Genomic DNA, 15,868 nt, shown 5'->3' with positions numbered 1-15,868 from the left:
CTACCCACTTCGGTAGAAACGGATTGCCATAGGCGCATTCCTTCGGATAACAAGGGCATGGTGTGTTAGTCCGCGCTAGGACTGAGTCTGTCTGCCTGCAGGCAGTGTGACGCACACCTTAGAATGGTTCATCCGCCGGCGAACCAAACCTGAAGGGGATTACTAATGGCTGGACCCTACACCGTAGGCGTAACTACGGGTTCAACCCTAACATTGGGGCAGTTCGATACAATTATCGGTAACGTTGGTACCGATGTCATCACGCTCGGGACTGCCGGTAACACGGTGTCTATCTCGACGCTTGAGACCCTGATCGGCAGCACCGGCACCGATTTCATCACCTTGACTGCCGGTTCTACCCTCCAGGTTTCGCTGCTGGAAACCCTGGTGGGCAGCAACACCACCGACGTGGTGTCGATCGGCACGTCCGGTGCCACCATGCTGGTGAACCTGCTTGAGACGATCACCGGCGGCGTGGGCACCGACGTGATCACGGTCGGCACGTCCGGTGCCACCATGCTGGTGAACCTGCTTGAGACGATCACCGGCGGCGTGGGCACCGACGTGATCACGGTCGGCTCGTCCAGTGCCACCATGCTGGTGAACCTGCTTGAGACGATCACCGGCGGCGTGGGCACCGACGTCGTCATCCTGGGCACCGCGGGCAATAGCCTGCTGGTTTCGTCGATCGAGACGATCACCGGCGGCGTCGGCACCGATGTCGTCACCCTGGGCACGGCCGGCAACACCCTGCTGATCAGCGGCATCGAAGCCGTCACCGGCGGCGTGGGCACCGACGTCATCACCCTGGCCACCGGCGGCAGCACCATCACGGTCGGCGCGATCGAGACCCTGACCGGCACGACCGCCCTCGACGTGGTCACGCTGGGCACGACCGGCAGCACCTTGCTGATCAACGCGATCGACACGATCATTGGCAGCACGGCCACCGACGCCGTTGCGCTGGGCACGTCCGGCAACACCATTCTGGCCAGCGGCCTTGAGACGCTGTTCGGTCAGGGTGGCACCGACATCGTCACCCTGGGCACGGCCGGCAACACCCTGCTGGTTTCGGCTCTGGAAACCCTGACGGGCGGTGTTGGCACCGACGTCATCACGCTCGACAGCGTGGGCAACACCCTGCTGATCGGCGGTATCGAGGCCCTGACGGGCGGTATCGGCACCGATGCGATCATCCTGACCTCCGGCGGCAGCACCATCACGGTCGGTGCGATCGAGACCCTGACCGGCACAACCGCCCTCGACGTGGTCACGCTGGGCACGACCGGCAGCACCCTGCTGATCAACGCCATCGACACGATCACCGGCGGTGTCGGCACCGACGTCGTCACGCTGGGCACCGGCGGCAACACCGTCACGGTCGGCGCGATCGAGACCCTGACCGGCACGACCGCCCTCGACGTGGTCACGCTGGGCACGACCGGCAGCACCCTGCTGATCAACGCCATCGACACGATCACCGGCAGCACGACCTCCGACGTCGTGACGCTGGGCACGACCGGCAACACGATCCTCGCCGGCGCGCTCGAGACCCTGACCGGCGGCGCTGGCACCGATGTCGTCACGCTGGGCTCGGCCGGCAACACGGTCCTGGCTTCCAACCTTGAGATCCTGGTTGGCGGCACCGCCACCGACGTGGTCACGCTGGGCACGGCCGGCAACACGCTGACCGTCCGTGGTCTGGAGTTCCTGACCGGTGGCGTCGGCACCGACGTCGTCACGCTGGGCAACACCGTCAACACGCTGACCGTCGGCGGCATCGAGACCCTCACGGGCGGTACGGCCACCGACGTCGTCACGCTGGGCACCGCGGGCAACACCCTGCTGGTCACCCTGGTCGAGACCCTGACCGGCGGTGTCGGCACCGACCTCGTCACCCTGGGTTCGGCCGGCAACACCGTCCTCACCAACCTGCTGGAGACGATCACCGGCGGCAGCGGTTCCGACCTCGTCTACCTCGGCACCACGGGCAACACGGTCCTGGTTTCGGGCGTCGAGATCCTGGTCGGTGATACGGCTTCCGACATCGTCACCCTGGGCACGGCCGGCAACACGCTGATCGTCCGTGGTCTGGAGAGCCTGACCGGTGGCGTCGGCACCGACGTCGTCACGCTGGGCGACACCGCCAACACGCTGACCGTCGGCGGCATCGAGACCCTGACGGGTGGTGCGTCGACCGACGTCGTCACGCTGGGCACCGCGGGCAACACCCTGCGCGTCACCCTGGTCGAGACCCTGACCGGCGGTGTCGGCACCGACCTCGTCACCCTGGGTTCGGCCGGCAACACCGTCCTCGCCAGCCTGCTGGAGACGATCACCGGCGGTACCGGTTCCGACCTCGTCTACCTCGGCACCGCGGGCAACACGGTCCTGGCTTCCGGCCTTGAGATCCTGGTCGGCGGTGTCGGCACCGACGTTGTCACGCTGGGCACGGCCGGCAACACGGTGCTGCTGCGCGGCATCGAGGTTCTGACCGGTGGCGTCGGTACCGACGTCGTCACGCTGGGCGACACCGCCAACACGCTGACCGTCAGCGGCCTCGAGACCCTCACGGGCGGTACGGCTTCCGACGTCGTCACGCTGGGCACCGCGGGCAGCACCCTGCTGGTTTCGGGTCTGGAGACCCTGACCGGTGGCGTGGGCACCGACGTCATCACCCTGGGTTCGGCCGGCAACACCGTCCTCGCCAGCCTGCTGGAGACGATCACCGGCGGCGCGGCGACCGACGCCGTCACGCTGGGCACGGCGGGCAGCACCCTGCTGGTTTCGGGTCTGGAGACCCTGACCGGTAACGTCGGCACCGACGTCGTCACGCTCAGCACCGTGGGCGGCACCCTGCTGGCCTCGGGCATCGAGACGATCACGGGTGCCGCCGGCACCGACCTCGTCTTCCTCGGCTCGGCCGGCAACACGGTCCTGGCTTCCGGTCTGGAGTTCCTGATCGGCGGTGCGGGCAGCGATACGGTCACGCTGGGCACTGCGGGCAACACGGTCATCGTCCGTGGCCTGGAGAGCCTGACGGGTGCGGCTGGCACCGACGTCATCACCATCGGCGATACCGGCACCACCATGGTGGTTTCGGGCATCGAGACGCTGGCTGGCGGCGCTGCGACCGACGCCATCACGCTGGGCACGGCGGGCAACACCCTGCTGGTTTCGGGTCTGGAGACCCTGACCGGTGGCGTGGGCACCGACGTCGTCACCATCGGTTCGGCTGGCGGCACGCTGCTTGCCAACCTGCTGGAGACGATCACCGGCGGCACGGGTTCGGAGCTGGTCTACCTCGGTACGTCCGGTTCGACGGTCCTGGTGTCGGGCATCGACATCCTGATCGGTGGCGTGGGCACCGACGTCGTCACGCTGGGCACGGCCGGCAACACGGTGCTGCTGCGCGGCATCGAGGATCTGACCGGTAACGTCGGCACCGACGTCCTGACGCTGGGCGACACCGGCAACACCGCGACGGTTTCGCTGTTCGAGACGATCATCGGCGGCGCTGCCACCGATGCCATCACCATCGGCACCGGCGGCAACACCCTGTTCGTCTCGGCCGTCGAGACGCTGACCGGTGGCGCCGGCACCGACGTCATCACCATCGGCTCGGTCCTCGGCAACACCATCCTGGTGTCCGGTATCGAGACGCTGACCGGTCAGGTCGGCAACGATGTCGTCCGTCTGGGCACCGCCGGCAACACCGTCCTGGTGTCGCTGCTGGAGACCCTGACCGGTGGCGTGGGCACCGACGTCGTCACGCTCAGCACCGTGGGCGGCACCCTGCTGGCCTCGGGCATCGAGACGATCACGGGTGCCGCCGGCACCGACCTCGTCTTCCTCGGCTCGGCCGGCAACACGGTCCTGGCTTCCGGTCTGGAGTTCCTGATCGGCGGTGCGGGCAGCGATACGGTCACGCTGGGCACTGCGGGCAACACGGTCATCGTCCGTGGCCTGGAGAGCCTGACGGGTGCGGCTGGCACCGACGTCATCACCATCGGCGATACCGGCACCACCATGGTGGTTTCGGGCATCGAGACGCTGGCTGGCGGCGCTGCGACCGACGCCATCACGCTGGGCACGGCGGGCAACACCCTGCTGGTTTCGGGTCTGGAGACCCTGACCGGTGGCGTGGGCACCGACGTCGTCACCATCGGTTCGGCTGGCGGCACGCTGCTTGCCAACCTGCTGGAGACGATCACCGGCGGCACGGGTTCGGAGCTGGTCTACCTGGGTTCGGGCGGCTCGACGGTCCTGGTGTCGGGCATCGACATCCTGATCGGTGGCGTGGGCACCGACGTCGTCACGCTGGGCACGGCCGGCAACACGGTGCTGCTGCGTGGCATCGAGTCGCTGACCGGTAACGTCGGCACCGACGTCCTGACGCTGGGCGACACGGCCAACACCGCGACGGTCTCGCTGTTCGAGACGATCATCGGCGGCGCTGCCACCGATGCCATCACCATCGGCACGACGGGCGGCACCCTGCTGGTTTCGGGTCTGGAGACCCTGACCGGTAGCACGCTCTCCGATGTCGTCACGCTGGGCTCGGCCGGCAGCACCCTCGCGGTGACGCTGATCGAGACGCTGAATGGCGGCACGGGCAACGACGTCGTCACGCTGGGCACGGGCGGCAACACCCTGCTGGTTTCGGGTCTGGAGACCCTGACCGGTGGCGTGGGCACCGACCTGATCACCATCGGCACGGCCGGCAGCACGCTGCTCGCCAACCTGCTGGAGACGGTCACCGGCGGTTCGGGCACCGACGTGATCTTCCTGGGTTCGGCCGGCAGCACCGTCCTGGCCTCGGGCATCGAGATCCTGGTCGGCGGCACGGCTTCGGACGTCGTCACGCTGGGCACCGCCGGCAACACCCTGATCCTGCGTGGCCTGGAGACCCTGACCGGCTCCGTCGGCACCGACGTCGTCACCATTGGCGACACCGGCACCACCATGCTGGCTTCGGGCATCGAGACTCTGGCCGGCGGCGCAGGCCTCGACCTGATCTCGCTGGGCACGGCGGGCAGCACCCTGCTGGTTTCGGGTCTGGAGACCCTGACCGGTGGCGTGGGCACCGACGTCGTCACGCTGGGCACCGTGGGCAACACCCTGGTTGCCAACGCGCTGGAGACCATCACGGGCGGCACGGGTTCCGACCTCGTGTTCCTGGGTTCGGGCGGTTCGACGCTGCTGGCGTCGGCTCTCGAAATCCTGGTCGGCGGCACGGGTGTGGATGTCGTCACGCTGGGCACGGCCGGCAACACGGTGCTGCTGCGCGGCATCGAGACGCTGACGGGCTCTGCTGGCACCGACGTCATCACGCTGGGCGACACGGCCAACTCGCTGCTCGTCGGCGGGATCGAGACGCTGGTCGGCGGTTTGGCCTCCGACATCGTCACGCTGGGCACGGCGGGCAACACCCTGCTGGTGAGCGGCATCGAGACGCTGACCGGTGGCGTGGGCACCGACGTGGTGACCATCGGCACGGCCGGCGGCACGCTGGTGGCGACCAACATCGAGACGCTGATCGGCGGCACGGGCCTGGAGGTGATCTTCACCAGCACGGCTGGTTCGACCCTCATGGTCTCGGGTGCGGACTACGTGATCGGCTCTGCCGGCACCGACGTCCTGACCCTGGGCACGGCCGGCAACACCACCACCATCCGCGGCATCGAGACGCTGATCGGCGGTGCGGGTTCCGACCTGGTGATCCTGGGTGACACCGGCAACACGCTGACCCTGGGTGCGAACCTGGAGATCCTCGTTGGCGGCGCTGCCACCGACGTGGTGACCATCGGCACCTCGGGCACGACCCTGCTGACCCGCGGCATCGAGACCCTGATCGGCGGCGTCGGCACCGACGTCATCACTCTGGGTGACACGGTGAACACCATCACCGTGACGGGCATCGAGACCCTGACCGGCGGTGCGAACACCGACATCGTCTTCACCAGCACGGCCGGTGTGACGATGACGGCTTCGGGCGTCGAGTTCCTGGTCGGCGGCACCGGTTCGGATGTCGTGACCCTGGGCTCCTCGGGCAACACCATCATCACCCGCGGCATCGACACCTTGTCGGGCGGCGCGGGCAGCGATCTGGTGTTCCTGGGCGACACCGGCGTGACGATGACGCTGGGTTCGGGGATCGAGATCCTCGTTGGCGGCGCTGCCACCGACGTGGTGACCATCGGCACCTCGGGCACGACCCTGCTGACCCGTGGCGTCGAAACCCTGATTGGCGGCGTCAGCACCGACGTCATCACTCTGGGCGACACGGCGAACACCATCACCGTGACGGGCATCGACACCCTGACCGGCGGTGCGAACACCGACATCGTCTTCACCGGTTCGGCCGGCGTGACGATGACGGCTTCGGGCGTCGAGTTCCTGGTCGGCGGCACCGGTTCGGATGTCGTGACGCTGGGTTCGGCGGGCAACACCGTCATCACCCGCGGCATCGACACCATGATCGGTGGTGCGGGCAGCGACCTGGTGATCCTGGGCGACACCGGCGTCACCATGCGGGCCGAGAGCGGGATCGAGATCATGGTCGGCGGCGCCGGCACTGATAGCGTCACCCTCGGCGATGGCGGCAACACCGTTCTGCTGCGTGGCATCGAGACGCTGACCGGCGGTACCGGCAGCGACGTCATCACCCTGGGTGACACCGGTGTGACGATGACGGTGGTTTCGGGCATCGAGACGCTGATCGGCGGTGCCGGCACCGACTCGATCACGGTGAGCAGCGGTTCGATCCGCTTCCTGGGTGGTACGGGCGACAGCCTGACCCTCTCCGGCAGCGGCACCGATACGGTGGTGTACTCGTCCTTCAGCGACATCGCGTCGCTGGGTGCGAACACCGGCTTCGTCTCGGTCTCGAACTTCCAGTCGGGCACCGACAAGGTGGAGCTGACCGGTACGGCCCGGACCACGGCGGACAAGAACGGCGATGCCTCGCTGTCGACGGCGTCTGCTGCGACCAACGGCGTGAGCATGACCAATGAACTGGTCAGCCTGACGTCGGTCGTCAGCGGCAGCCTGACGGATGCTGGCCTCGCCAACTTCCGCACGGCTCTGGGTACGCTGACGAACTCGTCGGCCGGTGCGAGCACGCTGGTTCTGGCCAACAACGGCACCAGCAGCGGCCTGTACCAGGTGGTCGATACCAACGGCGACGGCCAGGTGGCCACCACCGAGGTTCGCCTGCTCGGCGTGTACAACGGCACTGGGACGCTCTCGCTCACGGACATCAACCTCGGTTGATGGCTGGGGGTGTGAGCCCAAGTACCACGGTAAAGGGAGGGGCGCCCGCAAGGGCGCCCCTTTCTCTTTGTGCGACGGATGCTTCAATAAGCATCCGACAGGCTCTAAGGTCGGCCATGGGGCCGCACAGGTGACGGCGACCCGGTTTCGCCTCCACTCTGCTCCGGCTCCCGATGACCTCGATCCAGAATGCTTTCACCCAGGCCCAGCAGCTTCATGCCGCCGGGCACTTCGTCGAGGCGGCGGTGCACGCGCGGGCAGTGCTGCGGTTGGCGCCCGATCATGCCGTTGCCCGGCACATCCTCGGCACCGCCTTGTGCGCGTCCGGCCAAGGCGAGGAGGGGCTGGGCCACATCGGCGCGGCCATGCTTCTCGACCCAAGCCAGCCGGTCTATGCGGTGAACCGGGCCATCCTGCTCCTGTCCCTTGGCCGCAGAGGCGATGCGGCGGCGGCATTCCATCGCGCCTTGCAACTGCGGCCGGCTAATTCCCGGTTGCTCGACGGGCTGGGAAGCTGCCTGGGCGACCTTGGCCGAAACCAACAAGCGCTCGTTCCCTTCAAGCACCGGCTGGCACTGGAACCCGGAATGGCGGAGGCCTACCGCAAGCTTGCCATCGTGGCCCAGCGCGACGGCCGGCTGGACGAGGCGCGGCGGGCCTACCGCCGGGCTTGGCGGCTGGGCGGAGGGGACGGGCTGTTGGTGCGCGAAGCGCTGAGCTTGCCGGTCATTCCCCGCTCAGTGGCCGAAATCGAGGAAAGCCGCTCCCACTGCGCCGAGGTGCTGCGGCAGGCGCGCGAGCACGGGCTGCGCATCGCCGACCCGATGCGCGAGATCGGCGTCACCTCTTTTTTCCTGTCCTATCATGGGCTCGATGATCGCGCCTTGAACAGTGAACTGGCCGCCTTGTACCGGGAGGCTTGCCCCTCCTTGCTCTACACCGCCGCACATTGCTGGGAGCCCGCCAGGGCGGAGGACAGGGCCGGACGGCGGCTGCGCGTCGGCTTCATCTCCGATTATTTCCACAATCACACCATCGGCATGCTGAACGAAGGGCTGATCGAGCGGCTGTCGCGCGAGCGCTTCGAGGTGGTGCTGTTCCTCACGCCGGGGCCGGACGACAACCTGCGACGCCATCTGCGTATGGTGGCCGACCGGGCCGTCGACATTCCGGGCGATCTCGATGCCGCAAGGCGGATCATCGCCGAGACGCGGCTGGATGTCCTCTACTACACCGACATCGGCATGTCGCCCTTCACCTACTTCCTTGCCTTTTCCCGGCTGGCGCCGCTGCAATGCCTGACCTGGGGGCACCCGGACACCACGGGCATTCCCACCTTGGACTGCTTTTTGAGCTGCGACGCGATGGAGCCGGAGGATGGCGAGGCCCATTACAGCGAACGCCTGATCCGTCTGCCCGGCCCGACCGTCCGCTACCGGCGCCCGCATCTGGACGAGCCGCGCAAGACCCGCATCGATTTCGGCTTGCCTGCCGCGAGCCGGCTCTATCTCTGTCCGCAGAGCCTGTTCAAGATTCACCCCGACTATGACGAGGCGCTGATCGCCATCTTGCGGCGGGACCGTGACGGCATCCTCGTCTTCGTCGATCCGCGCGGCCAAGGCGCCGCGTTGGTGCGGCGGCTGGCCGCCAAGGGGCCCGATGTGGCCGGCCGCATCCGCCTGCTGCCGGGGCTGGCGGCGGCGGATTTCATCGCCTTGACCGCCGATGCCGATGTCATGCTCGACCCGTTCCATTACAGCGGCGGTAAGACAAGCCTGGAGGCCCTGGCCTTTGGCACGCCGGTGGTGACCTGGCCCGGCGCCTTCATGCGCGGGCGCCACACCTTGGGCTTCTACAAGCTGATGGGGCTCGACGACTGCGTGGCGAGCGATCCGGCCGATTATGTCGACCGGGCAGTCCGGCTCGGCACCGATCCGCTGCTGCGCGCCCAGGTCCGGCAGCGCATCCTCGAACGATGCGGCGTCCTGTTCGACGACGACACGTCGATCCGGGCGATCGAGCGCTTCTTCCAGGAGACGGCCTGACCGCAACGCGGCCAAGCCGTTCGGCCGGCTGGGGATGAGGGTCAGTGCGCGGGCAGCGCCGACAGGCGGTCGGCCATCCGCAGGACACCCTGGGCCAGCCGGACGATGGCGGGAGAGCCGATGAACAGCTCGCGCAGGACCGCCCCTTCGCCGAAGCGCAGGACGAAGCCGTTCGGGTTGAAGACCACCGCGACCTTGGCGGCTTCCGACAGGACATGCTGGGTGCGGCCCTGGAACACGGCGTCCAGGATCGACCGGGCGAACTCGCGGGCGTCCTCCACTGCCAGGCAGGCGATCTCCGGCCCCAGCCGGCTTTCGTTGAACAGGAAGACGCCTTCCAGCCGCACCGCGCCGTCACCCTCCGAGGTTTCGCCTTCATGCAGGGCGATGTGGGACAGGAACTTGCCGTCCGGAAACAGGACGGTGCGGTCGTCCACCTCGATGTTGATGACGAGCTTGCTCCTGGCCGACATGGGACGGGTTCTCTCCGAAAAGGCTGTTCCGCAGGGGGGGAGGCCGGTGGCCGGGCTTTCCGCACGCTCAATCGGCGGACCGGCGCGCCATTTCGGCGTCGGCCAGTCCGCTGACCACGTCGGCCATCCGCCGCTCGGCGCGCCATCCCAGCAGCCGTTCCGCCTTGGCGGAGTTGCCGACGCTGAACGCGATGTCCGACGGGCGCAGCAGGTCCGGATTGCTGACGACATGGCGGCGCCAGTCCAGCCCGAAACAGGAGAAGGCCTGGGCGACGAAATCCTCCAGCCGGCTCGCCTCGCCGGTGGCGATCACGAAATCCTGCGGCTCGTCCAGGGTCAGCATGCGGGCCATGGCGTCGACATATTCCGGAGCCCAGCCCCAGTCGCGGGCGATCGACAGCGTCCCCAGTTCCAGCACCTCGGCCTTGCCCTCGGCGATGTCGGCGGCGCCGCGGATGATCTTCTGCGTGACGTAGCGGGTCGGGCGCAGCGGCGATTCATGGTTGAACAGGATGCCGGAGCAGGCGAACAGGCCGTAGGCCTCGCGGTAGTTGGCGACCGCCCAGAAGGCGGCGGCCTTGCCGACGCCGTAGGGGCTGCGGGGGTGGAAGGGGGTGGTCTCGTCCGCCGGCGCCTGGGTGTTGCCGAAGCATTCGCTGGAGCAGGCGCTGTAGAAGCGGGTGTCCAAGCCCAGGAAGCGGATCGCCTCCAGGATGTTGATGGTGCTGGAGATGGTGCTGTTCAGCGTCTCGACCGGCTGGTCGAAGGACAGGCCGACCGAGGCCTGGCTGGCGAGGTTGTAGATCTCGGCCGGGCGGACGCGGGCGATCACCTCGACCACGCTGCGGAAGTCGGTCAGCACGGCCGAATGCAGGACCACCCGGCCGAAGATGCCGAGCCGCCGCAGGTTGGCGAAGCTCGACATCTCCCGGTCGCGCGAGGTGCCGTGGACCGTATAGCCCTTGCCCAGCAGGAGTTGCGAGAGATAGGCGCCGTCCTGGCCCGAAACGCCGAAGATCAGCGCGGTCTTCGGTTCGCTTCGGGTCATTCCTCCAATGCTGAACCTCCCCATGGCTACAGCCAAGCGGTTCTGGAGGTGCCTGCGCCGGACCTCTCTGCGGCTCTCGCTTGCGCTACAGCATCCGCAGCCTCGGTCCGGCGGCCATCCTCCTGCAACGGACGATCCGCTCCGACGCCACCCCTGTTGCCAGGGCGGACGTGGGGACCGGCAAAGCCCGCCCCGCTCGCAGATTGGGTGAAGCCCGACGCCGCCCGTTTCAGCAGCGGTTCCGCAGCCGCCCAATGCAACGCGCACTGGGATGCGTCGAGCCTGTCCTGTTCGACAAAGCGCGCGAGCCACGCCGAGTACAGATCACGCTGCACCCGGCTGCCATCGGCGAACACGTGCCACCGCTGGGACAGCGGCTTCTTCATGTATTCACCCGTATCGTGGCTGACCTGCGACAGCCGCGTCGTCCGCGTTGCGAACTCCACCACCGAAGCACCGGCACTCGCAGCCTTGCGCTTCAGCGTCGAGACGAACAGGGACGGCGCGCGACGCTTTACGCTCCGGCCGAAATTCCTCTGGAAACTCCGGTAACTCACCTTCTCCATCTTGATGAGGTTGCCGTGGGCCAGCACACGATTGACGAGTTCGCCCTGCGCTCGCTTGCGCTCGGCCGCCAGACACCGTTCCACCTCGGCCTTCTTGGCCGCCAGGACGCGGTAGCGGCGCGAGCGCACTGTGATGCGCGCACCCCGGCGGTACGTGCCATCCGCATTGAAGGCGTCGGGGTTGGTGGCGCGGCGGGACCGGTCCATGGCGCGCTGGAGACGGCGGATCGCCCGGTCCCTGTCGGCCACGCCTGGGCAGAACGGCTCCAGCGTGGCATCCGTGTCCGACACGGCGGCGATGGTGCTTGGCCCGAGGTCCAGGCCGACGATGCCAGCACCGACCGGCAGCCGCTCCTTGCGTGGTGCCAGCCCTTCCTGAACCAATTGGGCATACCAGCGCGTCTTGCCGCGCACGCTGCGGCGCAGGACGCGGACGTACTTGGTCCGGCACGCCAACGCCTGCTTTTGCCAACCGTCGCGGTCGTGCGGATCGCGCAGGAGCGGCAGGACGAGGCCGTTCCACAGCACGACGGCTTTTTCATCCTGCCAACGCAGGCGGATCACCGCGTCGCCCTTGCCCTCGACCGAGGAAAGCCGGTTCTTGCCCTTGAAGCGGGGGCGCCCCCGCTTGCCGAAGGCGTGCATCTGCACCGCCTTGAAGGCGCGCAAGGAGGTGGTCTGCGTGTCGTGGCTGCCGAGGTGCTGGCCGATCCAGCAAGCGTTCCGGCACGCCTCGGCGTGTTTCTGGACAGACGCCGACGAGAAGCAGAAGCGCAGCATCACTGCCTTGAACAGCGCGGTGCGTTCCTTGCTCCTGGCCAGGCGACAGGCGGCCTGCCAGTCTTTGGACTGGCGCATCAGGGCAAGGCGCTTCAGCGTCTCATCCAGGCAGGCGTTGTAGATGTGTCGTGCCGCTTCCAAACGCACCTCCAGCACGCGTTCGTCGGCTGCGCTGGTGCGCAGCGGGAACTCGGCGATGAAAGAGGGGGTGGCGGCGCGCATGAGGGCAGCGTACTCTGCCTGGAACGATTGGTGAACACATTTCGCCTTCGTCGAAGGCGGCGCCGTCCCCATGGCTGAAACCAGGGGCTTGCACGCCGCCAAGGTTGCGTTCTCGGTCATGGGACGGCGCCTTGATAAGGTCTCTTGAGAGATCGGATGGCTTGTGTCAGCGATGATCGTCGCCGTCGGCCAGCAGACGCATGTCGGACTCGACCATCTCGCGGACCAGATCGCGGAAGGCGGTGGTGTGGGTCCAGCCCAGCTTCTCGCGCGCCTTGCTGGGATCGCCCAGCAGCAGGTCGACCTCGGTCGGGCGGAAATAGCGCGGGTCGATGCGCACCACCACCTTGCCGGTCTTCTGGCAGACGCCTTCCTCGTCGACGCCCTCGCCGCGCCACTCGATGCCGCGGCCGACATGGCCGAAGGCCAGCTCGACGAACTCGCGCACGCTGTGGGTCTCGCCGGTGGCCAGCACGTAATCGTCGGCCTCGTCCTGCTGCAGGATGCGCCACATCCCCTCGACATAGTCCCGCGCATGGCCCCAGTCGCGCTTGGCGTCCAGGTTGCCCAGATACAGGCAGTCCTGGCGGCCCTGTTCGATGCTGGCCACCGCCCGGGTGATCTTGCGGGTGACGAAGGTCTCGCCGCGGGTCGGGCCTTCATGGTTGAACAGGATGCCGTTGCTGGCGTGCATGCCGTAGGCCTCGCGGTAGTTCACCGTGATCCAGTAGGCGTACAGCTTGGCCGCGGCATAGGGGCTGCGTGGGTAGAACGGCGTGGTCTCGCGCTGCGGCGTCTCCTGCACCTTGCCGTACAGCTCCGAGGTGGAGGCCTGATAGAAGCGCGCGGTCTTCTCCAGGCCCAGGATACGGATCGCCTCCAAGAGGCGCAGCGTGCCGATGCCGTCGGCGTTGGCGGTGTATTCCGGCGTCTCGAAGCTCACATGCACGTGGCTCTGGGCCGCCAGATTGTAGATCTCGGTCGGCTGGATCTGCTGGACCAGCCGGATCAGGTTGGTGCTGTCGGTCAGGTCGCCGTAATGCATGAAGAAGCGCACGTCCTCCTCATGTGGGTCGCGGTAGAGATGCTCCACGCGCCCTGTGTTGAAGGACGAGGACCGGCGCTTGACGCCATGGACGATATAGCCCTTCCCCAGCAGAAGCTCGGCAAGATACGCGCCATCCTGGCCGGTGGCGCCGGTGATGAGGGCAACTTTGCGCAAAGGACCGACCCTTGATCTGTACAGCGTTGATGATCGGGCACTATCCTCAAAGGATCCGGGCAAGGCAAGGGGCGTTGCGTCCTGGTCCCAGAGAAGGCACGGGGGCAGTGAAGCCTCCGGCAGGACGCATTCTCGGGGGGGTGGAGAAGCCCCGGCGCGGCACGAACGGAGTTGAAGCGGCTATCGCGGAACGATAGGGTGCGCGCCGAACGGGCCGGCCATCCCCGGCGGCCCTCGGTCGGGTGCGACTGCGGGGCCGGGGCCGGGGGCCGCGCACAGCACGGATCGTCATGGCTACCGTTGCCGAAGCATTGCAGATCGCCGTTGGATTTCAGCGCGCCGGCCGCCTGGACGAGGCGCGCGGGGTCTATCTGCGCATTCTGGAGGTCGACCCGCGCAATGCCCACGCCCTGCATCTGCTGGGACTGATCGAGCGGCGCCAGGGACGCCGGGAGAAGGCGCTCGAGCTGATCCGCGCCGCTCTCGGCATCGCGCCGGATATGGCGGACGCCTCCTGCAATCTCGGCAGCACCCTGTCCGAGCTGGGGCAGGTCGATGCCGCCGCCGCCGCCCACCGCCGGGCGATCCTGATCGATCCGGGGCTGGAGGGCGCGTATTCGGCGCTTGCCTTCCTGCTGGGCGGGCGCGGCGGTCCGCGCGACTGGGAGACCGCCGCCGTGGCTTTTCGCCGCGTGCTGCGGCTGACCCCCGGCCGTGCCGATGCCTATCACGACCTCGGAATCGCGCTGCGCCAGAATGGGGCTGTGGAGGCGGCGCAGGCAAGCCAGCGCAACGCGCTCATCCTGCAGCCGGACTTTGCCGACGCCCAGGCGAATCTCGGGAACATCCGGCTCGAGCTGGGCGATCCGTCCGATGCCTTGACCTGCTTCCGCCGCGGACTCCTGATCCGGCCGGGGCAGGGCAACACGCTTTACAACCAGGGCAATGCCCAGCATGCCGCGGGGCTGGCCGATGCGGCGGTCGACAGCTATGCCGGTGCCGCGCGCGCCGGCGTCGCCCTGGCGCTGACCCGGCTGGCCGACGTGCTGACCGATCTTGGCCGCGAGGCCGAGGCGGAGCAGGTGCTGCGGCTGGCGCTGACCAGGCCGGGCAGCGACGTGCCCGGCGCCATCGACATGCTGTCGGCCCTGCTGGTGCGCCAGGGGCGGTTTGATGAGGCCCGGCGCTTCTTCGCCGACTACCGCTATCCGCATGCCGCCGACCCCAACACCTTCCGCATCGAGTGCCTGACCGCCGTCGCCGAAAGCTGGCTGGCGGCCGGCGAGGTCGACCGCGCGGTGGAGGTTCTGGCCGGCATCCATGGCCATGGCAGCCGCTTCTTCACCGTGAAGTCGATCGCCGGACTGCAACAGGTCCTGGCCCGGCAGGGCAGGCGGCTGGAGCGGCCGGCCAACCCCGACCCCGCCGCCCCGCGCATCTGCTCCTCCACGCTGGCCACCCATGGGCGCTTCGCCCACAATGTGCTGGAATATGTGCTGCTGCGGCTCTACGCCGAGAAATTCGGCTACCGGCTGGAGACGCCGGACTGGGTCGGCGGCTATTACTTCGACCTCGACGATCCCCGGCCCTCGGGCGGGCTGAAGCCGATGCATTTCGCCCGGCGCATCCTGAACGATCTGGTGACCGGGCGGCGCGACGACCCGCGTCCGGACGTCGACATCCTCTCGCCCCTGTTCCTGTTCGATCACCGTGAGGAATGGCGCGAGCGGGTGCAGTCCTGGCTGCGGCCGCGGCCCGAGTGGCTGCCCCATGTCGATCCGGTGATGCAGGCGCTGAAAGCGCGCGGCAACACGGTGGTGGCGCTGCACATCCGTCGCGGCGACTTCGTCTGGTTCCGCTACACCATCACCGAAACCGCCTGGTACGTCGACTGGCTGAAGGCACTGTGGCCGACGCTGGACCGGCCGGTGCTCTACATCGCCACCGACGATCCGGCGACCATCGCCGACTTCGCGGCGTTCGCGCCGGTCTCGCTGACCGACGTGGCGCAGCCCTGGACCGGGCTGGAGTTCCTGCAGGACTTCCATGTGCTGATGAACGCCGACGTTCTGGGCGTCAGCGCCCAGAGCGGCTACAGCCAGCTGGCGGCGCTTTTGAACCGCAACGCCCGCCTGTTCGTCGAGCCCGATGCGGCGGCGCGGCGGATCAGGCCCTATTCCCCCTGGACGGCGCCGTCCGGCACCCCTTAAAGACCACCACCATCACGACCGAAGGAC

General features: G+C 67.9%; 7 protein-coding genes. 3 read left to right on the top strand and 4 right to left on the bottom strand.

The window, feature by feature from the left end; translation table 11 throughout:
- The first annotated feature begins 285 nt into the window (after positions 1–285).
- Positions 286–7,275, top strand: coding sequence for a calcium-binding protein (locus tag B9N97_RS08185; RefSeq protein ID WP_085085183.1), 6,990 nt, complete (start codon positions 286–288; stop codon positions 7,273–7,275).
- A gap of 173 nt (positions 7,276–7,448) precedes the next feature.
- Positions 7,449–9,320: an O-linked N-acetylglucosamine transferase, SPINDLY family protein gene (locus tag B9N97_RS08180; RefSeq protein ID WP_085085181.1), complete on the top strand. Its 1,872-nt coding sequence runs from the start codon at positions 7,449–7,451 to the stop codon at positions 9,318–9,320.
- Positions 9,321–9,361: 41 nt separating this feature from the next.
- Here B9N97_RS08180 and B9N97_RS08175 read toward each other — a convergent pair whose 3' ends face one another.
- The 4 genes from B9N97_RS08175 to gmd all read right to left on the bottom strand — a co-directional run bounded on the left by B9N97_RS08175 (position 9,362) and on the right by gmd (position 13,631).
- Complete coding sequence (locus tag B9N97_RS08175) at positions 9,362–9,793, bottom strand: hypothetical protein (protein WP_085085179.1); 432 nt, start codon at positions 9,791–9,793, stop codon at positions 9,362–9,364.
- Between the two features lie 67 nt (positions 9,794–9,860).
- Positions 9,861–10,841 (bottom strand): GDP-mannose 4,6-dehydratase, encoded by a 981-nt coding sequence (locus B9N97_RS08170; protein ID WP_143266519.1) that lies wholly within the window; start codon positions 10,839–10,841, stop codon positions 9,861–9,863.
- A 26-nt stretch (positions 10,842–10,867) separates the two neighbouring features.
- Complete coding sequence (locus tag B9N97_RS08165) at positions 10,868–12,529, bottom strand: hypothetical protein (RefSeq protein WP_208621177.1); 1,662 nt, start codon at positions 12,527–12,529, stop codon at positions 10,868–10,870.
- Positions 12,530–12,575: 46 nt separating this feature from the next.
- Positions 12,576–13,631 carry a GDP-mannose 4,6-dehydratase gene (gene gmd / locus B9N97_RS08160; protein ID WP_085085172.1) on the bottom strand — a complete coding sequence of 352 codons (1,056 nt, stop codon included), beginning with the start codon at positions 13,629–13,631 and terminating at the stop codon, positions 12,576–12,578.
- Between the two features lie 290 nt (positions 13,632–13,921).
- On the opposite strand from gmd, the gene B9N97_RS08155 reads away from it, so the two are divergent.
- Positions 13,922–15,841, top strand: coding sequence for a tetratricopeptide repeat protein (locus tag B9N97_RS08155; RefSeq protein ID WP_085085170.1), 1,920 nt, complete (start codon positions 13,922–13,924; stop codon positions 15,839–15,841).
- The last annotated feature ends 27 nt before the right edge of the window (positions 15,842–15,868 follow it).

This window comes from Azospirillum oryzae, from assembly GCF_900177515.1.
GTDB lineage: Bacteria > Pseudomonadota > Alphaproteobacteria > Azospirillales > Azospirillaceae > Azospirillum > Azospirillum oryzae_A.
Note: the sequence above shows the minus strand (reverse complement) of the source record. Positions and strands in the feature narration are given on the sequence as shown.

Bases quoted from the DNA above. Each gene is read 5' to 3' on its own strand.
- B9N97_RS08175 (WP_085085179.1), bottom strand. From the start codon at position 9,793: ATGTCGGCCAGGAGCAAGCTCGTCATCAACATCGAGGTGGACGACCGC.
- B9N97_RS08165 (WP_208621177.1), bottom strand. From the start codon at position 12,529: ATGACCGAGAACGCAACCTTGGCGGCGTGCAAGCCCCTGGTTTCAGCC.
- B9N97_RS08170 (WP_143266519.1), bottom strand. From the start codon at position 10,841: ATGACCCGAAGCGAACCGAAGACCGCGCTGATCTTCGGCGTTTCGGGC.
- B9N97_RS08155 (WP_085085170.1), top strand. From the start codon at position 13,922: ATGGCTACCGTTGCCGAAGCATTGCAGATCGCCGTTGGATTTCAGCGC.
- B9N97_RS08180 (WP_085085181.1), top strand. From the start codon at position 7,449: ATGACCTCGATCCAGAATGCTTTCACCCAGGCCCAGCAGCTTCATGCC.